The sequence below is a fragment of the Niabella pedocola genome (assembly GCF_021044425.1).
GTDB classification, from domain to species: Bacteria; Bacteroidota; Bacteroidia; order Chitinophagales; family Chitinophagaceae; genus Niabella; species Niabella pedocola.
Genome location: NZ_JAJNEC010000007.1, coordinates 84,351 through 107,153 on the forward strand (window position 1 = coordinate 84,351; position 22,803 = coordinate 107,153).

The following is a 22,803-nucleotide window of genomic DNA, read 5'->3' on the forward strand; positions in this document are numbered from 1 at the left end:
GCTACAGATCTACTTCTTTAAAATGTTTGCCAAAGTTTCTAAGTTCATGTCAAAAACTTTTTAAAACTTTTTTGTAAGTATTTGGAACTATTTATTATCTTAGGACTAATAAACCGATTACTTGCACAAGCTTGCCCTATACAGCAAATTAAAGCGTACTATTTTTGAAAAATTATATTACGAAAAGGCGTTGACCTGCAGCGATCTGAGTGCGCTGCTGAATAAAAGTGTTCCGTTGGTGGCAACGGCGCTTTCGGAATTGAAGCAGGACGGCATTGTGGTCATCGACGGGCATGCCGATTCAACCGGCGGACGAAAAGCCCTGCTTTACCGGCTAAAGCCCGAAACCATGTATATCCTTTCTGTGGCAATGGACCAGCTCTACACCACGGTTTCTGTTATGGATGCGGGTTTGAACAATGCTGTTTATACACAGCGTTTTGAATTAAAGCTGCTCAACAACGGCGAGGCCCTCCACTCCCTTACCGCCGCCATCACCGCCACCCTGGAGCATTCGGGCATCCCGCGCGATCAGTTCCTGGGAATGGGACTGGGTATGCCGGGATTTATCAATATCAAAAAGGGTATTAACCAGTCTTACGTTTTTACAAAAAACACGCTCAGCCTCCGCGATCATTTGGCGCAGGTATTTCAAATTCCCGTGTTTATCGACAACGACTCGAGTACCATCGCGCTGGGCGAATCTAAATTTGGCATCGCCCGGGGAAAAACCGATGTAATGGTTGTGAATATCAGCTGGGGCATAGGATTGGGAATGATCGTAGATGGCAAACTCTTCCGCGGCCATGCCGGCTATGCTGGCGAACTGAGCCATATTCCCATTTCCGATAATCATATCCTATGCGAATGTGGCAAACGAGGCTGCCTGGAAACCGAAGCCTCCTTAAGAGTGGTGGCCCAAAAAGCATTAGCACTGATTGATGAAGGCAAACTGGAGCACCTGAAGATTGCCACGCCCGCAGTGGAAGACGTGGCCTACGCCGTTATGCAACTGGCCGCCCAGGGAGATCAGCTTTGTATTGAATTATTATCGGATATGGCCTTTAAGATCGGGAAGGCGCTTGCGATACTGGTTCATATCATCAATCCCGAGCTGGTATTGCTCAGCGGCCGGGCTTCCGAGGTAGGAAAATTATTGATGGCGCCCGTTCAGCAGGCGTTAAATACCTACAGTATTCCGCGGTTGATGGAAGGTGTGGAGCTGGATGTATCAACACTTAGATATAAAGCATATTCAATGGGAGCAGCGGCACTGGTGGTAAACAGTTTGTCTGCTGCAAATCCGGAACAGATAAGAGAACCCAGGCGCAGCACAACAGCGCCCTGACAGAAACCCTATTATTCACGAAAACAAAACGATCACACACATGAAATCAAAACAACCCGTTGCCTGCCATTTCCTGCTGGGTATATGTGCCCGGCACGTGCTGAAAAAAAGCTGAAAAGAATCGCTTTATTCCGAACCCCTGGCATGAAATTTTATTACTCATCAATGCAAAAAGATCCATTATACATGAGAACGAAACGATCCGTTGCACTTTGTTTGCTGCCCGGCGTATAAACCTGTATATGCCATAACAACAGCACCCTGGCTCTCAGGGATGCCCGTCATCTATTGGATTTCGGGAACAGGGGATGTACTTTTTAATACATCAAAAAAAACGACCATTTTATGTGGACGAGGGGAAGTATTGCCTGTTCGCGCGCCCGGATAAGGACGCGGTACGGCAGGGCGGCTTCTCCTTAATAAGCAGTTATTATTTACTAAAGCAAAACTATCAACAAAAATGAAAGCAAAACAATTTATTGCCTTCTGTCTGTTCCTGCTTTGCGCTTTTGCGGTGCAGGCTCAGGACAAAGCGGTACACGGTCGTGTTACCGGAGCAGACGGTGCACCATTGTACGGTGTAACCGTTTCCGTCAAAAAAACAAACAGAGCCGTACTTACGGACGCTGATGGAAAGTACAATTTTAAAGCCGCATCCGGAGAGACCCTGGTTTTTTCTTATGTGGGCTATGTTACCCAGGAAATCACCGTTAAAAGCAGTGACGAGCTGAATGTAACCTTGCAATCATCCGCCACCGAGTTAACATCCGTAGTGGTAACAGCGCTGGGTATTAAACGAAATAAAGCATCGCTAACCTACGCCTCGCAAACGGTGGGCGGAGACGAATTAAGGAAAGCTTCCAATACAAACTTTGTAGATGCCCTGAGCGGTAAGGCGGCGGGGCTTGATATCAAAGTAAGCGGCTCTGGTGCCGGAGGCTCTACCAAAGCCGTGCTTAGAGGTAACAAATCGCTGCTTGGTACGAGTGAAGCGCTCTATGTAATTGATGGTATTCCCTTAGTGAATAATAAAACTGCTCAGCCTGGCTCCTACGGAGGAACGGATGGAGGAGATGGTCTCTCCTCGATCAACCCTTCTGACATTGAAAGTATCAACGTTTTAAGAGGGGCCAACGCTGCTATTCTTTATGGTAGCCAGGGTGCCAATGGCGTTATCTTAATTACTACCAAAAAAGGCAGAACGGGTAAGGTTTCTGTAGACTTCAACTCCAGTACTATTTTTGAACAGGTATCCGGGCTTCCCGAATTTCAGTATCGCTACGGCACTACAGGTGGTGATTATAGCTGGGTATATCCCAAAGTTGACCCTACCGGTGCAGATGGAGTTAAGCCAACGGAACTTATTAATATTCAAAAATCACCGGTTGTAAATATCACGTCTGATAATTACCAAAAAAACTATATCAAGGATTTTTTCCGGACAGGCGCTACTGTTACCAATTCAGTATCTATATCCGGAGGTAATGACAAAACAACCGTTTATTTTTCTTATGCAAATATTTCGGCAACGGGTGTGATGCCTACCAATACCTACAGCAAAAACAATTTCGCATTTAATCAGAGCACAAAATTGTTTAACGATAAGTTGACGATCAGTTCCAATGTGATATTGTCTTCGGAAAAATCTAAAAACCGCCCGGGGGCCGGATACTATAACAACCCGCTTACCGGTTTATACCTATTTGCCAGAGACCGGAATTTTGATACTTATAAAAATAATTATCAGGTATTTGACAGTACCCGGAACCTGTATAAAATGAATTGGTATTCTACTGAGGAAAAGCAAAACAATCCTTATTGGGAACTTAACAACGATCCTAAGATAGCTACTTCTAAACGTGCCATTGCCAGTCTGAAACTCGCCTACGACATTGCGGAGAACCTCCGGTTTGAATTGAGAGGTAATATCGACTATAATAATGTGGTAAGAGACTATCGTTATGCAGCAGCCGGTAACTCGGTAAGTGTAAGCCCCAACGGAACCTGGAACTATACAAAATACACGGACCAGTCGCTGTATACCGATGGAATTTTAACCTACAACAAAACTTTTGGATCCATCAGTTTAAATGCATTGGCAGGGCTTAGTTATCAGAAAAATATTTTCAATGATGGCATGACCGTAAATAATGGTACCGTATCCTTACAATACCCCAATTTTTTCACATTTTCCAACATGCCTTACAATGTGATCTTCTACCAATCGGTTAATCCGGGCTTTATTTACAGTAACACTATAAAAGAAGGTGCTTTTGCAAATGCAACCGTTGGGTATAAAGAAATGTTATTCCTCGATCTGGCAGCCCGCAATGACTGGGCATCTACCCTGTCGCTTACCGGCAACGATTCCTATTTGTACCCTTCTATTGGTGGTAGTGCTATCATCAGCAAAATGGCAACGCTACCAAAGGCCATTTCATTTTTAAAAGTAAGGGCTTCGTTTTCGCAAACGGCCAATGAAGTTCCTTTTAATGTCGTAAATCCATGGAATACCATCGGCGGTGCAGGCGGGCCTTCCGGCATTGGAGGGATCAACCGGAATACCCAGGTTCCCTTCACCAATCTGAAGCCTGAAAAAATTGTAAGTAATGAATATGGTATCGAAACCCGGTTTTTAGATGGAAGGCTCGGATTTGATTTCACCTACTACAAAGACATAAGTACCAATCAGTTTCTTACGCTGGCAGCACCTTCGGGTTCAGGCTTTACAACCTACTATGTGAATGCCGGAAAAATCGACAATCATGGTTTTGAATTTACGCTGAGCGCCGATCCGGTTCGTACGCAAAGTTTCAACTGGAGAACCGCATTCAATGGTTCCCGGAACAAAAACAAAATTGTAGAGTTAATCGCATCCAACCCTAACTACCAGGTGGGTGGCGATGATGAGGGTTTTGCCTCTATTATCAAAGCCGGAGGATCTTTCAACGATGTATATATTTATAAATTTGCAAGAAATGAGGCGGGTCAAATCATACTGAGCGACAAAGCTGTACCGACAAAGGCCGCAACTCAGGAAAAAGTAGGCAATGCCAACCCTGAGTTTTTGCTGGGATGGAGCAATAACTTTTCTTATAATAATTTCTTTGCCAGCTTCCTGATCAATGGAAAATTCGGGGGCGTTGCCTTTTCAAAAACAGAGGCATTCCTGGATTCCTATGGCGTAAGCGAAAGGACGGCTGATGCAAGAGACAGAGGCAATGTACCGATCAATGCTATTTTCGGAACAACTCCTGTAACAAGTCTTGATCCGGCAACATATTATTCCGCGGTAGGCGACCGGAACAAGATCATGGAGCCCTATATATTTTCCAGAACCAATGTACGACTGGGTCAACTGGTATTTGGATATAACTTTAAATCTAAAGGAGCAAACCCCGTATTCAAAGATGCTTCCGTTTCATTGATAGGAAGAAATTTATTCTTCTTCTATAAAAAAGCTCCCTTTGATCCGGAACAGGCGATGAGCACCGGTAACGCTATGCAGTCAAACGACGTGTTTAGCCTGCCTTCTACCAGGTCATTTGGATTTAACGTGAAGTTTACATTTTAGAATTTTAAATCAAATCAACATGAAACAAATAATTGTCGCTTTATTCTGTTTGATTGTATTTGGTTCGTGCACAAAAGGTTTTGAGACTGCGAACCAGGACCCCAATCAAATTTCCGATGAATTACTTAAACAGGATTTCAACCTGGTGGGGTCTCCTTTCTCTGGCATGATCTTTAACCTTAACGGCCACCAGATAGAGGAAGACCTTTGTTACGATAACTGGATGGGATATATGGGTACCCCCACCGACTTTGTGGGTAATGTAAATAACACTACCTACTATATTCGCTGGAATTCTTACTGGGGTCGTGTGTACGGCAGTGTAATGTCGCCCGCAAAGCAAGTTATCCAACTGGCGCAGGAAAATAAGCTACCCCTTTTTGCTACCTGGGCTAAATTGGTACGCATATTGGCCATATCGAAACTGACTGCAATCCACGGACCAGTTATTTATACGAATTATGGCAGCACCGCTCCCTCTATCCTTTACGATAAGGAGTCCGATTTATATACCCTTTTCTTTAAGCAATTAGATTCTATTCAATCAGATTTTGGAGCCAATACCGCCTATAAAAGTTTTACAAAATTTGATCCCACTGCTTATCAGGGCAATATTTCTCAATGGATGAAACTGGCAAATTCGTTGCGGTTGAGACTTGCCATGCGCTTGTCAAAAATAGATCCTTCAACGGCGAAAATACAAGGCGAAAAAGCCCTGAGTGATCCGGCAGGATTGATTGCTACCAATGCAGACAATTTTATCAATTCGCTCAATGGAAATATAATGCCTGTAGCCCAGATTTGTTACCAGTGGGATGATACCCGTATGGGCGGTGTCATCGAGTCGTTTATGGTGGGATTGAAAGACGGCCGGATTTCCAGATATTTTGCTCCACTGGATAATGCCAGCCTGGCGGCCGATCATCCGGCTACACCCTACAAAGGCGTGCGTAACGGGGCATATATTAATGCCAAGGCCGACCGTGTTCCCTTCTCCAAAGTATCTAATGATTTTAACAGCGTTACTACCCGAAGGGATTTTTGTGCAGCCGAAGTTGCCTTTCTTAAAGCAGAAGCCGGGCTGAGAGGCTGGGCCGGTGCCGGAGATCCCAAAACCAATTATGAAAACGGTGTGCGGTTGTCATTCGCAGATTGGGGAGCCAGCGGAGTTGATGCATATCTGGCCGATGCCAGCAGCAAACCGATCAATTATGTGGATCCCAAAGACTCCCGTAATAATTTTACAGCAGCGTCCACCGTTACAGTAGCCTGGAATGCGGCGGATAACAACGAACTGAAATTAGAAAAGATCATCACCCAAAAATATCTGGCGGCTTTTACACAAACACTGGAAGCCTGGGTGGATTTCAGGAGAACCGGATATCCAAAAATCCCTCATGTTGCTAAAAACGATAGTGGTCCGGATTGGGGGGTTATTCCGGGCGACCAATGGATCAAGCGTATGCCATTTATTCCTGCCGAGCGTACCGGCAACACCGCCGCTGTTGCCGACGCGGTAACAAAAATGGGCGCGGGTGCTAAAGATGATATTGCTACCCGCCTGTGGTGGGATACCGGCGGATCAAATTTCTAAGCCGGTATCAAGTCCATAAAAAGTAGGCTGTATCAAAAGTCGTTATTTTGAATTTGTTTCAGAATAACTTTTGATACAGCCTCTTTTATGCATAAAGCCATGACATCTGGAAGCAACCATGCCGCAATGCTCAGCACATCCGAAAAAAGCGTTATGTGTTTTGTAATTCGATATTCACTGCAATCCTTACTCTTCCTCCCCCATCTTCAGATCCGCTTTCATTAAAAACACGTTATAATCCTTCCACACCGACATCAGGAAATACAACCGGGTGTCCTTCGTTTCCATCGGGTAAATAAAGGATCCGTACAATCCCGGGTAATCGGCACTCTTTACAAGTATCTTTGGCTGGCTCCATCCCTTTTGGATCTCTTTTGAATCGCGCAGCACCAGGGCCTTACGGCTTATATCCAGGTATGCAACGATCCACCGCTGAAAGGTTTCACTATAGGTAACGGACAGTTCGCCTGCCGGCGCTTCTATCACCGGTGTGGCTCCTGCTTCCGCATGTTTCACCCATCCCTGGCCATCACACCAGTATTCGTACCGGTCCTGGAAAGCCAGATCCTGTTCACCTGCCCGCGCAAGGTAAATGGCGCCCTGCCGCCCTGCAGGTGTTCCCAACAGATATACCATGCCGTTTCTTTTTACAAAAGCCGCCTGCGCAAACCGGCTTCCTGCTGCAAACCGTACACCCGGGCAACGGCTCCAGGTTTTCCCATTATCGGAAGATTTGAATAATGCCGAGTAATTGGTGGTCCATTTCCCCGGTACCTCCCAGCAATGAATATTCATGCAATGCACATAGTCTGCACCGCCTGCATGGATCGCCGCTGTTGGGATCATCGTATGTTCGCCTTTGCAGTCCGGATCATGCCGGCTGGCGATCACTTCCCGGGCATTACCACCTGCATCCGGTAACATAGCATCGATCATAAGCCCGTCAGACAGGTCTTTATCCGTAGAGAACGCCAACACATTGGAACGCCAGTCGCCTGCGTTCCCGGGTCCGCCCGTTCCGGGCCTGAAGTCCCGGCCATAGGTATCGCCAAAGAACAAGCCAACGGTTCCATTGCCCATCCGCCATGCAATTCCCAGATCGGTACCCCCCACGTTATAACGAACTGCTGTCCGGTTCGGATCAGGAAGACGCTCGTTCTTTGCCGTAACGCCCGTAACACGCGCCACACGTTCTACATGATACGGCAGCAATGCCGGCGGCTGCGCCTGCCCTTTACTTTCGGGCATTCCCAGAAAGGCCGGCAGCAGTAAAATAAGGGTTAACCGTTGCACACCAATAGTCGTTGTTTCGTCAAATAGAATTGTTTGCTGTTTTATGATAAAAGATATATCACGGGTCATCCGGAGATCGAACCCGTTAAGCCAGGATCCTGATTTCGCTTACATCAATGGTGCCATGCACGACTTTAAGACTGGCTTTTTTATTCCGGTAGGTCACCGTTCCAAAGCCGGTAGCGGTGGAAAGAAAACTGGTGAAGTCGCCCACCCTTGAACGGATATAGATTGTTTTATCAACCGCATCATACCGCAATCCCGTCAGTCCCTGCAACATGCCGTAGCTCGACATTGCTCTTGCATACCAGTGCCCGCACTCATATTCATTGAACGGATTGCGTACCTTTCCATTATAACGGTTGCGGCAGGCCCTTACAATATCCAGGCCTTCCTTTACCTTCCCCATCATCATTAAATGCGCCGCCACCTGGTATTCGATCCCCGTCCACACCTCGTTACTATACACAAATGGCAACGACAATTTGCCGCCCTTCGGCCAGGTACATAATAACAAACCGCCTTCGCTTCCCAGGGCATAAGCAGGCCGTTGCGGATTTACATGGCCTTTCAGGTTTTTCTTCAAATTATACCGGTGTACGGAAAGCAGGTGGCTGCTGATCTTTTGCGGATCAACCGGATCTTCCAGTCCGCAAACAGCAGCGATCCAGCTTCCCAATACGCCATCCGACAAGCAGCCCCTGCCATACTGGTACTTAGGCCCCTCCTTCTTCAGGATCTCCACCGCTTCTTTGGAATAAGCGCCTCCAAAAGATTGTGCTTCTGCAGGGCTCTTGGCCTTCAAACCTTCCCATTGTATTTTCTGAAAAAAGAATTCACCATTGTACAGCTGATCTTCCAGGAAGGCTTTTCCTTTTTCCAGCAACGATTTATAGGACGCAACATCGTCCTTTAAAAAATGCCCCATGGCAATGATGGACTGCAACGCGCCCAGGTAAAAAGTAGTACACATCGCATCCGCGCCCCAGAATTCGATATCATAGGTATTGTGATGCGGCTCTTCCAGAACGCCCTTGTGCAGCGGATCCCAGGTTTCGATGCAATAATCCAGACTGCGTTTTACCAGCGGGTATATCTTTTTCAGCCAGGCCGTGTTTCCGTGGATGCGCCATTCCCGGTGCACCTTCATGATACCGCCCAGTTGCCCGTCTGCCGCCGCATGAAAATCGTGTTTTACGGGGCTGATAGGCATATTAGCCCGGAAGGTCTGATGCCCTGCGGCACTCTGGTCCTCGCAAAACTCCGTGTTTCGCAACCCGATCTCCAGTTTTGGGAACAAATGACAAACGGCCTGCGCATAATTCCAAACGTGGGTACAGGTTCCATGACAACAACCGTTATCATCACCACATCCTTCCCAGGCCCACATACGTCCGTCATACTGCCGCAATACCGTCGGCGATTTTAATATGGTAAGATTGGCGGCCACTGCTTCTATTACCTCAGCGGGCAGTGTACTGTTGTAGAACGCATCTCTGAATACGATCGAATTCCGCTTTAATACGGCATATTGCTGCATCCAGTAAGCAGCAACCGCCTGCACGTTGTTAAACCTGGAGGCATACCAGGGTTTGTATTTATCGCCGGTAAACTTTACATAAGACTCCAGGCCTGATTCTGCAGGTGAGATACAACATTCCGCACTGTTGCAATGCTCCTTTCCATCAGGGCCCTTTTCCTGTATACGCAGGTCCGATTCCGGAACATACCAGGCCATCATTACCCTTACTGTTTTTTGCGCACCGGGTGCGATGGTAAGCGGCACAAACAGAGAAGCGCCCGGGGCATCCCATTCCACGGGAGGGTTGGCGTTCACTGATCCGGATTCGATGGTATTCCAGATCATTGTCAGCGGATCAAACCAGCCGCCCCGGAACCAGCAATAATCAACCACCGCCTGTTGATCTGTTGTAGTATATACCGCGAAATCGGTTTTTGTAAACGGCTTCTCCTTGCCTGGTTCCTGTGAAAGGATAAACCCGTTATCCATTTTCTGGATACGCCCGCGCTCCCCTCTTGCCACAAAATTCCGCGCGTTGTAAGAGAACACTGCCTCCACCGTTTTTGAAGAACGGTTGGTAAATGTATATTCCAATGCCCCCGCGGGCAAACCTGAATTGTCTTCATCCCCGGGGATAAACGGGCTCCAGCCGGTAAGGGTTGCCTTCAGCGGCATTTCCGGATCCTCCAGCTGAATTGTAGCAAAAGGAAAACGTGCCTGAAACGAAGCACTGCCAAACCGGGGCAATCCATAGCTGGTACCGCTGGCTCCATTGCCGGTTCCCCGCTGACCAAAGATCTTCCATTCCGGCACCGGTCCTTCCAGCACGCGTGCTACCGGCTGCGGCCCTTTTACACAAAGAGCGGCAAATACATTGGGCTCAAAAAAAACTTCCGGGCGGTTGTTAATCGACATATGCGAAATAGCGCCTGTTCCCTCCAGGCAAAACATCCCTGCCCCCAGCCCGCCGATCGGAAAGGCTACACGGTTCAGGTATTCACCGGTATAAACGCCGTTATAGGCTCTTTCCAAACCAGGAGTATAGGACTCCGGTGCCAAACCAGTCGCAAGGCTGCTATCTGCCGACACGGCTCCGGCAACCCCGGAGGTAACCGCTGCCAGACTTCCCAACCCTACCTTTTTAATAAATGATCTTCTTCCCTTAGTGCTGCTCATAAAATCCGTTTTCTTTTAAAGAATTTATTTTTGTTTACGCTACTACATAATTGTATTTGTATGCAGGTTCCGGGTAACCGGGACGTAACGACCGGCACTGCCGGATATCGTAAAACAGTTCATCGCCTGCCGTTTGCGCCAATGCTTCAAATACCTGCTGCTCCAGTATCCCGGGATCCGATTCCACCCGTGCATTGATGGTCATTTGCGCAATATTAGTGATGCCCGCAGCCCCCCTGAAACGCAAGGTATCCGTTGGTCCCGTCTGATTCCCGATCCGGTACCGGTTGCCCATACATTCAAGCATGATCTTTATATGGCCTACCGAAGCCTTTGTTCCCAGCAATGCGTTCAGGTTTGTGAAATAGTGCGCTAAAAATGCATCCCAGTCTACGAAATGGCCCTGTAATAAAACCGAGGCATTGAGCCATCCCAAAACCGCTTCACCCTCCGCATAAACATCGTAGTCCACTGCAGCGATCCGGCTGCCGGAAACACCCGTTCCCATTACATGATCGAGCCAGGTATCAACTCCCACGCCATTATAGGCGCTTGCACCCAGCACTTTCCGCCCCGGGTATACGAGGTTTACTTTTTCTGTAAGCCGCTGCAGCTGTTCTGGTGGAATGATGTCCGCTTTGGAAATAAGGATCACATCACTTTCCTCCAGCTGCTTCCGGTAAATGTAGGCGGCAGACGGATGCATACCCGCGTCCTGTCCATCCAGGATCTGTTCCAGCTTTTGCGGATCTGCCAGCACCGTAAAAGGTGCCATTTCCATCACCGGTGACAACTGTTCTTTCAACGGCTGTAAAACGGTAGCAGAAATATCCGTACAGCTGCCTACCGGCTCCGCAATGATCACATCCATTCCTTGTGGATGCCGCAGCAGTTGCTGAATTACATCTGTAAACCCAGTATAATTACAACAAAAACAACTGCCGCTCACTTCCTTAATAATGCCTTCGCCTTTTGTTAAAAGCTGCGTGTCTACCAACCCTTCTGCCTGATCATTGGTAATAAACCCAACCGTTTGCCCTTTAGCGGCAAGCAGGCCCGAAACATATTGCAGTAATGTTGTTTTTCCGGCGCCCAAAAAACCACCGGTAAAGATCAGCTTTGTCTTACCCATTTTCATATTTCATTTTTAATGCGGTACCCAGGGACCACCTCCGGTAATAATTGTAAAGCACTGCGGCCATTGCTGCACCCATAAACGGAGCCAGGATGTATACCCAGAAAAAACCACCGGTCTGGTCCGGGAATGCCGCCGCCTGCCATCCACACAGGAATGCAATGCATCGCGGGCCAAAGTCCCGTGCAGGATTAAAACCGGCCTGTGTAACCGATGCAAAAACACAAATGAGCAACGCCAACAAAATTCCGATAGCTACCGGTGCATATGTTAAACGGCTTTTTTTGCCCGGTTGCGCATGGGTAATTATAAAAATACCGGTGGTTAATAAAAAAGTGCCGGCACATTCGGCAAGCATGGCCAGCAGCACCGGGTTGGGCGCATAGAATTCTCCGAACATCCGCGCCGAGGCCGCGGATCCGGGTGTACCTCTCACGATATCATGCGTGTTCTCATATGTTGTCAGGGATCCTTTCAGCAGGAGGTATAGCATGCCGGCAGCCACCATGGCTCCCGCAAGCTGGGCCATAAAATACCCGACCAATTTTCGTTTTTCAAACCGGCCGGCAATGACCATCGCAATACTTACGGCGGGATTGAAATGGGCACCGCATACAGACCGGAAGAGATATATGGCCGTAATAACCGCTATGCCCCATACTGCGGCAATGGCTGTAATATGCGGCAGACCATTAAACAACAGGGAAACGGCTACCGCGCCGCAACCCAGAAAGACCACCATAAAGGTACCGGCCAGTTCTCCCAAACATTCATTCAGCAAACTCCGCATGCCACTAAGATAGTTTAATCGTTTAAATACTGTATGCTTTTAGATCAAAACCATTTGCCCGCAACACCTTTATTGATAGCCGGGATTGAGTTTAGAAATTTGTACGGAACAGTCCTGCTCCAAAATGGTCATAGATCCGGTTATAGGCTTCTGCTGCGGCACCGTTGCCCCAGTCGTAGATGGTAAACTCACCGATACCCAGTCCCTGCGCATCGGTAACCCCACCGTGCCCGTAGTTCTCCATCATGAATCCATAATCCTTCGCATTAAAAAAGGGCCAGCGGGCCTGCCATTGCTGCATCGTTCCCGGGTTTAGCGGTGTGTACATCATTACAAAAGACGCCTTCAGGGCCGCAATCGCCCGCTGATTGTAATCCTTGCGATGCAGTAACTGTCCGTATTGAAGGATCAGTTCTGCAAACAGACTTTGCCGGGAATCATTCCATTCCGCATCCCCATTCATTACACCAAAACCACCCAGGGTGCGTACCGCCATGTAAGGGGGCTGCCATACAGCCTGCCACATCAGCAGTTCATCCAGCGTACGCTGTCCTGCAACAAGATACTTTTTTTCCCTGGTAACATGGTACATTTCCAGTAAGGCCTGTGCCGTCCAGAATATTGAAAAATTATTTTGCTTATACATATTGTTACGGGGAATCTTTTTCCCTACCCATTCTTCAGTTCCGATACGGCTGCAGGACCAGTAGGTTTCAAAATCCTCCCATTGTCCCTGCTGAAGATTATTTTTCATAACCGCATCCAGCGCTTTTACGGCACTGCTGCGGTAACGTTCGTCTCCTGTAACGGCATACAGCTTTAATAAAAATGTTACCGATATGCTGGTTTCCGGCGAGCGGTTCAGGTGCTGCAGAGGTTGCAGCTCCTTCAGATCGAGCCAGGCAGGAAAAAAGCCTTCTTTATCCTGGAGGCGGATCAATGCATTGGCATACGTTTCCGCATATTCCAGCAAGCGCCGGTCTTTTTCCAGCTCGTTGTGCCATACCAGCATCCAGTAGGCTGTAAAGCTCATATCCGCAATATGATAAGGTGCCATACGGGCATCCCAGGTGTAGGGATTGCGGTTGGAATTGCCCCAGTAACGCGTATCCCAACCTTTCGAGCGCATATATTGTTTGCCATCAACCGTAACCTCCTCCATTTCGGTGGCCACCACGCTTTTGAAAAAGCCCTGCTGCTGGCGGAAGGACAACGCCAGTTCCTTTGTTTGCAGCGCATATTGCTTCAGCGTATCGTTACCCGTTCTCCGGGCGTAGCGGTACAATCCCTGCGCAGAACGCAATGAATTGAACCAGGCCTGGTTCCAAACAGAGCGAAACTCGCGCTGATTGGGGATCCCCTTATAATTGGGACTCTGTGTCATATTTACAATAAATACCGGGGCTCCCACTTTTTTACCGTCCAGTTCCAGCTCCTGCCAAACGGCCGGACGCCAGTTTTTAAACGCCCACTCATAGGTTTGCTTTACATAAGGATCCAGGTCTGTACGCTGTAGCGGCTCACCTTCGCGGTAGAGCGGTGCGCCCCATTTACTCCATAAAAACGATACCGTTTGCTGAAACGGATTTTGAAGTGCATCCTTTTTTTCTGAAACCAGGCAATAGAAACCCAGCGACACCGTTCCCTTTGGAAACACTGCACCCGGCGCTCTTGTAAACAGCACATGTTCTTTTACAGTGGTGTTGCCCATGCCCAGCACCAATTGATTCCGGATTGCGTCCATATCCATATACCAGGGCACGGAGCGTTCCTGTTGCAACAGGTCGAGATCCGGCACTACCGACAATAATTTTGCATCATTGGCCACTATCAATGCCGGAGCCCGGAATACGTGTTGCGCAATCACATGATGTTTTTCTGGTGTTAGCAACGGCGCCCAGTTAAAACCGGGTGTAAATGCAGGCAGCACGGATACATTTAGCGAATCCTGCGATACGGCTGCCGGAAGGTTCCAGGTAATGCGCACATACAAACGATCCGGCGAAACTACCTGGTACGTAATCACGCCTGGTGTATTTCCGATCCTATCGGAACGGATCTCTTTTAGATACATCCGGAATTTCCCGGGAATGGGTTCCGCTGCCCTCACAACGCAAACCGGTAACAGGAAAAAAACCGCCATCAGCCATTTATACTTCATATATTTTATCCGCCTGTTCATTACATGCAATATCGCTCATATCTTGTTTTACCTGTGCATCCGTTTTTAACCTACATGTTCTTCCGTAGATATTTTGCCTTTATATGCTACTTCCAGTGATCATTACAGCTCCCGCACCATGGCTTCCGGAGTTAACGTATCCCTTATTATTTTTATTAACCGCCCTTGTTTATTAAACAGCGCCACAAAAGGAAAGTGCTGGATCTGGTAGTATTGCTGTACAATAAAGGTTTGCCCCTCCGATCCTATTTTTATATCCGAATACTGCGATAAATGATACAGCTGGTCAAACGCCTGCACTTCCCGGATATGAACATAGGAGATCATTACGATTTGCTTGTTTGCCCATTTTCCTTTTTGTTTCAGCAATGCTTCCGTAAATGCCTTACAATGATCACAGGAAGGCGAAAAATAAATAAGCACCAATGGCTTGCTTTTATCTACCTGCTCATACGTAAACCCATCGCCGTTTGTTAACCGGATCTTAAAGGGTGGGATCGCTGCCCTGTCCTTTTGAGAAAAGGCAGTTCCCGCCGAACAAAAGAAAAAAAACAGACAAAGAAAATATTTCATATTAGTATCCCGGGTTTTGCTGATACATTCCAAACGCGTAATTTATCTGGGGTTGCGGAATGGGCATAAACTCATCACGCCCCGTAGCAAATTTACCATCCTTCAGCCAGGCCCTGCCGCGCGGCAACTCCTTGGCAAAATACGCATTTAAGGTTTGTGCAGCAATGCCCCATCGCACCAGGTCGTACCACCTTACACCTTCCATACCAAACTCCAGCCGGTTTTCAAACATTAGCGCCTTCCAGGCAAAATCGCTGGTCCAGTTGCAATTGACACCGTTTATATATAAGCTGATATTATAAGGCAACGTGGGCGTGCCATTTGAAAATTTAAGCCGCCCCGTGCTGTTGGCAGCCCGTTGCCGGATGGAATTAATGATGGGCAATGCTTCCTGCTCCCTTCCCAGCCGTATGAGGATCTCCGCTTTTTGAAGCAGGATCCGGTCATACCGTATGGCAATCTCATTCTTTGAATTCCACATCCAGAACAGGTTAACCAATCCCGGTGAATTGGACTCCACATTTTCCTTAAGTGAATTGAAATAGCCAAATGTAGCCGGATCACGGGACCCGCTGCTGTCAAACAACAAGTTCTGCTGATATTTCCACGGCAAACCCGGTATGGCTACGGTATGGCCAATGCGGGGATCCCATTTGTTACTGCTGAAATAGATGCTTCTGTTTGCGGGGGTAATATCCTGGTCGTTATAATCATCAAACATCGGGATGCCTTTTGCATCTGTTTTAAACGCATTAACCATATTATACGATGCTTTGTGAAAATCGCAACAGCTGAAACTGGGCGGCCACCAGGGCGCGTTCAGCGGTGTACCACCATTTAAGTTACCATTAGGGGTACCATCGCTGTGCGAATATTGCCATTCAAAAATGGATTCAGGCGACTTGTTATCATAATCAAAAAGAAAGTTGATCGCATAATCCGGCGCCAGGCTGTATTTGCCGCTGCTGATGATACCGTCTGCAATGGGCAGTGCCTTCGCCAGCGTTTCCTTATTGATGTTTACCACCTTATTGCTCATATCCTGTTCATAAGCCATCCACATCAGGCTTTCCAGCATCAGTGCCTGTGCCGCGTATTTTGTGGGACGGCCGGGCTCCTGCTGATCGGCCGGCAACACTTTGGAGGCCGCATCGAAATCATTGTAAATGTTCTGCCAGATCGCCAGGTCATTGGCAGCACCCGCAGGCCTGTTGGGAACCGTTCGTATAGAATCTACCGGAAGGCTTTCATCAAAATAAGGAATCCATTTGTACCAGCGTTTCAGATTCAGGAAAAAATAGCCACGCAAAAATTTCATTTCCGCAATGCGCTGCTGCTTGGCGGGATAGTCCGTTTCATTGATGCTGGCAAGTGCTTTTATAGCCGTATTGCACCGGGATACACCCTGGTATTCGGCATACCAGATACCATCATTGTTGCCGGTGTTGGCATTATTTAATGTAAAAACCTCCCACTGGTACCAGGGCAACTGGTCGCCGATACCGCCACCGCCTTTATAGGAATCGTCGGACTTAATATCGGCCAGCCAGGGGCTCATACGACCGTTAATCGTACCCTCATGCGGCAGCCAGGCATAGGCCGCAATTACCAGCCCGTCCACTTTATCCGGCGTGCTTACGTTTTCTACCGTTACAACGCCCTGTGGTGTTACATCCAGGAATTTTTTACACCCTGCTGCTGAAGTTAACAGGGCTATCCATAATATGTAGACTAAATGCTTTTTCATCAGTTTCATTTTTAATTAAAAGGATACTTGAATACCTGCTTTAAAAACTCTCGGGATCACGTAAGGATTGGCATAATCATTTCCCTCCGGATTTTCCGGATCAAGGCCGGTGTATTTCTTACTTTTCAGTATCAGCAGGTTTTGCCCCATCACAAATACATATATACGATCCATACTGATTTTGGAAATCAACGATTGCGGCAAACTATAGCCTAACTGAAGGTTTCGCAGTTTTAAATACTGGCCGGGCTCTATAAAGTACGTAGAAGACCTCAGCTCGCCGTTTGCGTTATTCCATGACAATGCCGGGATAGTAGAGCTGGTGTTGGTAGGTGTCCAGGCATCCAGCACACGGGTAGGATGGTTAAACCCGTTTTGGATCCAAACATTCCAGAAGTCGCTATAGCTTTTCCAGCCGTTATAAACTTTTACACCTGCTACACCCTGCCAGAACATAGAAAAATCAAAATTTTTATACGCCAGGTTTACATTTAACCCATATTCAAATTTTGGCCGGCCTCCATCACTGATCCAGACACGGTCGTAGTTATCATCAATTCTGCCATCGGGTTTTCCATCCGGTCCCGAAATATCTTTATACCGTATCCGGCCGATACCCTTGCCCGGCTGATCGGCCGACTGATCTACTTCCGACTGGTTTTGGAAAAGGCCATCGGCTATAAACCCGTATACCGCACCCCAGGGATGGCCGGCTATGCCATCCTGTTTTTGTACCGTTCCACCCCATGAATACGTAACGGTAGAAGGCAGATCATTTACTACATTATTATTGTAAGCAACATTTCCCTGCAACCGGTAGTTAAAGTCCCTGGCCGTGTTGCTGCTATACGTAAGGGTCAATTCTACGCCTTTATTGGTCATATTGGCGGCGTTGATAAACTGATACCCCCCTTCACCAATGGTACCCAGGTAAGGAGGCTGGATCAGCATGCCGTCCGTGTGTTTCCGGTAAAAGTCTAAAGTACCGGCTAACCGTTGTTGCAAAAATCCAAAATCAAGACCGATATTGGTTTGCGTGGTGGTTTCCCATCTTAAATTAGGATTACCGGTTTGTACCTTGAAAAATCCGGAGGGCAGGCTGCCGGTTTCACTCCCGCCAATGGCATAAGAAGTGAAATTATAATCCGGGCGGAAGTAGGTCTGTGCATTCAGTGAATTTATATTGGCCAGGCTACCGTTACGGCCCCAGCTGGCTCTCAACTTTAAGTCGGACAGGACTTCATTATCCTTTAAAAAATCTTCCTGGCTCACACGCCAGCCGGCAGAAATAGCCGGGAACAAGGCAAAGCGGTTGTTGACCCCAAATTTCGAAGAGCCATCGTAACGCAGCGAACCGGACAATAAGTACCTGGAGTTAAATGCGTAATTGAATTTTCCGAAATAAGATAACAAATTATACTTATCGCCTCCGCTGCCACCACTGCCGTAACCGTTTATAATGGTATTACCCGTGGCCGAACTAACATAGGCAAAATCGTAGTTTTCAAAAGCAAGGCCCTGACGCCCGATTTGTGAGGTTTCGGTGGTATATTTATTGGCTTCCATACCAGCCAGTACATCGAGGTTGTGCTTATCTCTTCTGAGGCTGTAGGTGAGTGTATTGGTCCAATCAAAAGCCGCTTCTCTCCAATACCATTGATCCACGCTGTTGATATTGTTCACCTTTCCGCCGCCCTCTTTAAAGGTAAACTGAATGTTCCGGTGATATCCATCGGTATAGATCAACCCCAACTGCGTCCGGAATACAAAATCCTTTAAGATGCGGATGCTGGCATGTACATCTCCGAACAACTTATTGTAATTGTTCCCATTGTTTTTATTAAGGGTCAGGTCGCGCACCGGGTTCCAGTAATCATCCATTCCCAGCGCCACCGCAGATCCGCCCCATCCGCCGGTGGTGGTATATACCGGCACAATGGGCGGTTCTATTAATGCCTGGTGCATCACATTCATATTGCGTTCGATCAAATGAGAGGCTTCCAGGTTTTCGCCGATGGTAACACGGTTGTCAAACAATTTGTATTCCGTATTCACACGGCCGGTAAACCGCTTAAACCCGGTGTGGATCTGCGTACCCTGGTTTTCGGTATAGTTCAGTGAAAATAAAGAATTGGCTTTTTCGCTGCCGCTGGATACGGTTAACTGATGTTCCTGCTGAAGCCCGCGCTGTGAAATAGCGTCCAGCCAGTTGGTGTTGGCCGAGGGCATGGTGGAATCTGCATTCAGGTATTTAATGGGTGTTACCTGATCCAAAACAGGCAACCCGTTGGCATCCCGATGCCATTGATAATTGTAAATCCGGATCGCGTCCTTAACATCCTTTTCGCTCGCATTTGCATAGGTATTTACAAAAGCCTGCCATATTGCCTGCCCGTATTGCTGGGTGTTGAGCATTTCGGGTTTATTGTTAAACTCGGCAAAACCCATAGTGGTGCTGTAATCGATTTTCGTTCTGCCCACCCTTCCTTTTTTTGTTTCGATCAGGATAACCCCGGCCCCACCCTGCGTACCATAAATGCTGGCGGAATAGGCATCTTTCAGCACCTGTATCGAAGCGATGTTATTGGGGTTAATATCTCTTAAATTCATATAGCTGGGCACCCCATCTATTACAATCAGCGGGGCGCCGCCTCTGATAGAGGTTAGCCCTCTCAGCTCTACGCCTACATTACCTGTAGGGTTACCATCTGTGGTAATATGCAACCCGGGTACTACCCCCTGCAAGGACTGCAGCACGTTGGTAACGCCCTGTCCTTTGGTAAGCTCCTTGGCAGATACAATCGATACGGCCCCTGTTAGATCGGCCTTCCGCTGCGTCATGTACCCGGTGTTTACCACCACCTCTTCCAATTGCCGGCCGGCCTCATCCGGCAGCAGTGTTATGGCAACGGTACGTTGTTCTCCGGGAGCCAGCCGTAGTGTCTGATACCCTACAAAGGATACTTCCAGGGAATCCTGTGCATTATTCATTTCAATGATGAAATTCCCCGCCCGGTCGGTCACACTGCTCCTGGCACCCGCTCGTAATACCTGCACGGTGGCTCCGGGAACCGGTTTACCCGCCTCATCCTTTATGGAGCCATGCAACACCCAGCTTTTGCCCGGAATGGTATCCTGCATCCCGTTTATACTTGGGGGCATGGTGTTACAAAATGCCGGCTCATAAACGGCTCCTATGCAAATGCCCCCTATAAGCATCATGCAATACCGCAATAAACAGCGGCTCAAGGGAATGCGATGTCGTTGATTCATAAAATAAAAATTAAAGTGAATGGGAACAAACCTATTTTTTCATAAAAAGCTTAATCGTTTAACTAAATACAGCAACAGTACACTATTTCCCACGGGGTACATACGGCCGCCATTACAGCGTAATTTTTCGAACCCTCTATTGCTTATTGACTATTAAAAAGCTTAATCGTTTAAACGAAGGTAGTATTTTTCACTTCCGATTCAAAAAAAATTTGGAGGCATCTTTTTATGCGTCCTGCGGGTTCTTGTCAAACGCTCTTTTAAAACAAGAAGCCCCACAGGATGCGGGGCTGTACTTGTTTGCTATTGCACTGAATTGTTAGGGTGTTGTCTGCAGGTAATACAGGCTGCCTACATCCATCACCAGCTTGTCTGGGCCACCGGGGTTTGCCACAAACGACGCCTTCACCAGCGCTGTGCGCCGGGGCAGTATATTATTCATCGAGTTATGCGTGTGAAATACGTAATACATCGACCCATCCGGATCTGTAAACAGGTCGCCATGCCCGCTCCCGGGCTTACCGGTATTGGTCATACTCAGCACCGGGTTTTCGGCGGCTTTCGTCCATGGTCCCCAGGGAGAAGCGGCGGTGGCATACCCTACAGCGTAGCGCTGGTTTTCAAAATGGTTGGCGGAATAAACCAGGTAGTAGATGCCTTTATGCTTTATAACCGTAGGCCCCTCCGCAACCCTTGCCTGGATGATTTCCCAGGGATCGGTTGCGGTAATACATAGCTTACGGCTTTGCTTATCGATGGCTGTAAACGCATCATTAATTGATGCCACATAAATCTTATTTCCATTAGTAATATCCACATGATAGAGGTATTTTTTGCCGTCTTCATCAAAAAACACATAAGGGTCGATATTCTTTTGATCGAAAGCCAGCGGCTCCCGGGCATAAAACGGCCCCTCCGGGCTATCGGCAGCGGCAATGGCGATTTGCTCATTGGCAACATATGCCATATAAAATTTACTATTGGCAGCCCATACCTGGGGCGCCCAAAAGCCCCGGGTTCCAAAAGACTCAAGCGCTCTTACCGCAAACCCATCTGCAGACCTGGAGGAAAGCTTCCATTGTTTTTTATCCGGTGCAACAAATACCCGGATACCCTGGTCGGGAGCGGCGCCATCGGTTCCATACAGATAGTACTTACCCTGATAGGGGAAAATGGTGGGGTCTGCCTGATAAACCGGCTGCCCTTCAGCAATCGGCGGGTCGGGTTTCCGGTTGGCATCATCCGGCGATTTTTTTCCGCAGGAGCAATAAAGAACCGCCAGCAAGCCCACCACCACCCTTATTGATATACGCATAAGATCATTTTAAAACAGGTTCCTGAAAAATCATATCAACCGGCTTATTCCGCCGGCAAATCATTATTGAAGATATGGAACCGGATCGAACTGGTACCGGTACACATCGCCGTTTGTATCCAGGGCCAGTATGTCTTTACCGATCACCGCCAGTTTTTCATAACGGTTCCACCCGGTACCTACCAGGATCCTCTCGCCCGGCGTAGCATCGGCCGCCATTTTATACAGCCATAAATTTCCGTCGCCTCCCAGCGCCAGTAAATAGTTATCCCAGGCCAGTACCTGGCGGTAACCAGAAAATCCGGAGCCCACTACTGTTTTCTCTGTGGTTACTCTTGAAAGCAGCGGCTGCCGGAGCAGGTCACCATTGTTTTTATCTACCAGCAGAAAATAATTTTTAAAGGGGATGATGGTGGTATACTTATCCCAGAAATCACCCAGCCACCATTCTTCCCATACCGGGCTTGCCTGGTGCATGGTCAGATCCGGCTCCCATTTAAAATAAAACAATCCTGCCCAGTAGGGATAATTGCGTACCACGATATCCGTTTCATTGATATAATACCAGGCTTCAGAATCGGCCCAGTTAACGCCAAGTACCTTCGATTGGGGATTATAGGTACCATCCGCCTGCGGCGTATATAAATGAAGGTCGTTATTCTTATGCCGCACCACCAGCGTGTTCTGGCGTCCTCTTGCCATAATGATCCGGCTTTTATTGTTCCAGTCCAATGCAGTCCCCAGCGACAGTACTTTCTGTCTTTTTTCAACATCGGCCATATAGGAACGGGTAAAGATGTAGTAGGTAGTGCCGTTTACATTGCTTACCTGTTGCCCGCCGGCATCGGCAATACTCAGCGGCAGCATGTATGCCTGGAAGGGCCTGATATTGCTTGTTTGAATACTAAGGGTTAGTGTGGGCGTAGAACGCTCCCCCGCGGGAATAGCCGCATTTTGCGCAAACTGGAAACTTCCCGCAGGCAGCAACTCGTAAGTCGTGTTATTGCGGCGGTTGAAGCTATCTACCAGGTTTTTGTTTACATCAAACCGGATGTTCAGACCCGAACCGGCATCGGGAATCCCACCCAGGAAGGCATTATAAGCAAACGTATAGGTAGTATCGGAAAGGGGCAACCCCGTAATATATGGATTGTTTACCACTGCCCTGGGCATGTACACATTGCTGTAGGCAGCCGGTTCGGTGATGCCGCTGTTATATTTATCACAGGAAGTGAGGACGCTGAGCGTGCACGCGATCAGCCAGTAAATTGTAGATTTCAT

At 47.9% G+C, this 22,803-nt stretch carries 13 protein-coding genes; 3 read left to right on the top strand and 10 right to left on the bottom strand.

The window, feature by feature from the left end:
* The first annotated feature begins 121 nt into the window (after nucleotides 1-121).
* From LQ567_RS21465 to LQ567_RS21475, 3 genes are all read left to right on the top strand, one after another.
* Nucleotides 122-1,348 (top strand): ROK family protein, encoded by a 1,227-nt coding sequence (locus tag LQ567_RS21465; RefSeq protein ID WP_231007840.1) that lies wholly within the window; start codon nucleotides 122-124, stop codon nucleotides 1,346-1,348.
* 460 nt (nucleotides 1,349-1,808) lie between these two features.
* Nucleotides 1,809-4,922: a SusC/RagA family TonB-linked outer membrane protein gene (locus LQ567_RS21470; protein WP_231007841.1), complete on the top strand. Its 3,114-nt coding sequence runs from the start codon at nucleotides 1,809-1,811 to the stop codon at nucleotides 4,920-4,922.
* Nucleotides 4,923-4,941: 19 nt separating this feature from the next.
* Nucleotides 4,942-6,516, top strand: a complete 1,575-nt coding sequence (locus tag LQ567_RS21475; protein WP_231007843.1) for a SusD/RagB family nutrient-binding outer membrane lipoprotein — start codon at nucleotides 4,942-4,944, stop codon at nucleotides 6,514-6,516.
* Nucleotides 6,517-6,702: 186 nt separating this feature from the next.
* Here LQ567_RS21475 and LQ567_RS21480 read toward each other — a convergent pair whose 3' ends face one another.
* The 10 genes from LQ567_RS21480 to LQ567_RS21525 all read right to left on the bottom strand — a co-directional run bounded on the left by LQ567_RS21480 (nucleotide 6,703) and on the right by LQ567_RS21525 (nucleotide 22,803).
* Nucleotides 6,703-7,878 carry a DUF4185 domain-containing protein gene (locus tag LQ567_RS21480; RefSeq protein ID WP_231007844.1) on the bottom strand — a complete coding sequence of 392 codons (1,176 nt, stop codon included), beginning with the start codon at nucleotides 7,876-7,878 and terminating at the stop codon, nucleotides 6,703-6,705.
* Between the two features lie 16 nt (nucleotides 7,879-7,894).
* Nucleotides 7,895-10,507: a GH116 family glycosyl hydrolase gene (locus LQ567_RS21485; RefSeq protein ID WP_231007845.1), complete on the bottom strand. Its 2,613-nt coding sequence runs from the start codon at nucleotides 10,505-10,507 to the stop codon at nucleotides 7,895-7,897.
* 34 nt (nucleotides 10,508-10,541) lie between these two features.
* Nucleotides 10,542-11,639: a GTP-binding protein gene (locus LQ567_RS21490; protein ID WP_231007847.1), complete on the bottom strand. Its 1,098-nt coding sequence runs from the start codon at nucleotides 11,637-11,639 to the stop codon at nucleotides 10,542-10,544.
* Nucleotides 11,632-12,432, bottom strand: a complete 801-nt coding sequence (locus LQ567_RS21495; protein WP_231007848.1) for an MIP/aquaporin family protein — start codon at nucleotides 12,430-12,432, stop codon at nucleotides 11,632-11,634. Before LQ567_RS21495 ends, LQ567_RS21490 begins: the two co-directional genes overlap by 8 nt.
* 91 nt (nucleotides 12,433-12,523) lie before the next feature.
* Nucleotides 12,524-14,593, bottom strand: a complete 2,070-nt coding sequence (locus LQ567_RS21500) for a glycoside hydrolase family 88 protein (protein WP_231007849.1) — start codon at nucleotides 14,591-14,593, stop codon at nucleotides 12,524-12,526.
* 123 nt (nucleotides 14,594-14,716) lie between these two features.
* Nucleotides 14,717-15,187: a TlpA family protein disulfide reductase gene (locus LQ567_RS21505; RefSeq protein ID WP_231007850.1), complete on the bottom strand. Its 471-nt coding sequence runs from the start codon at nucleotides 15,185-15,187 to the stop codon at nucleotides 14,717-14,719.
* A gap of 1 nt (nucleotide 15,188) precedes the next feature.
* Nucleotides 15,189-16,934 (bottom strand): RagB/SusD family nutrient uptake outer membrane protein, encoded by a 1,746-nt coding sequence (locus LQ567_RS21510; RefSeq protein WP_231007851.1) that lies wholly within the window; start codon nucleotides 16,932-16,934, stop codon nucleotides 15,189-15,191.
* A 15-nt stretch (nucleotides 16,935-16,949) separates the two neighbouring features.
* A complete protein-coding gene (locus tag LQ567_RS21515; protein ID WP_231007852.1) occupies nucleotides 16,950-20,207 on the bottom strand; it encodes a SusC/RagA family TonB-linked outer membrane protein in 3,258 nt (1,085 codons plus the stop codon).
* A gap of 319 nt (nucleotides 20,208-20,526) precedes the next feature.
* Nucleotides 20,527-21,522, bottom strand: a complete 996-nt coding sequence (locus LQ567_RS21520) for a glycoside hydrolase family 43 protein (RefSeq protein ID WP_231007853.1) — start codon at nucleotides 21,520-21,522, stop codon at nucleotides 20,527-20,529.
* Between the two features lie 63 nt (nucleotides 21,523-21,585).
* A complete protein-coding gene (locus LQ567_RS21525; protein WP_231007854.1) occupies nucleotides 21,586-22,803 on the bottom strand; it encodes a DUF1735 domain-containing protein in 1,218 nt (405 codons plus the stop codon).